Annotated in this window: 1 protein-coding gene; it reads right to left on the bottom strand. The window is 70.6% G+C overall.

Annotated features, from left to right (window positions below; genetic code table 11):
- Window positions 1-394, bottom strand: a 394-nt coding sequence (locus IO33_RS0142085) for a glutamine amidotransferase-related protein (RefSeq protein WP_031174348.1), incomplete at both ends; no start/stop codon positions are given.

The following is a 394-nucleotide window of genomic DNA, read 5'->3' as shown; positions in this document are numbered from 1 at the left end:
GTTGTGCGCGGTGACCTCGACCTTGCCGGTCGTACGGTCCTGGACCGGCTGGTTGATGCCCCGGTGGCCGTACTTCAGCTTGTACGTGCCGAAGCCGAGCGCCCGCCCCAGGATCTGCTGGCCGAAGCAGATGCCGAACAGCGGGGTGCCGCGCTCCAGGACGGCCCGCATGACCGACACCGGGTGGTCGGCGGTCTCGGGGTCGCCGGGGCCGTTGGAGAAGAAGACGCCGTCCGGGTGCACCGCGTACACGTCCTCGACGGTCGCCGTCGCGGGCAGCACGTGCACTTCCACCCCGCGCTCGGCCATCCGGTGCGGGGTCATGCCCTTGATGCCGAGGTCGATCGCGGCGACGGTGAACCTCTTCTCGCCGATCGCCGGGACGACGTACGCC

It is taken from the genome of Streptomyces durhamensis (assembly GCF_000725475.1).
Classification (GTDB): Bacteria; Actinomycetota; Actinomycetes; order Streptomycetales; family Streptomycetaceae; genus Streptomyces; species Streptomyces filipinensis.
This window is presented reverse-complemented; position numbering and strand designations above follow the sequence as displayed.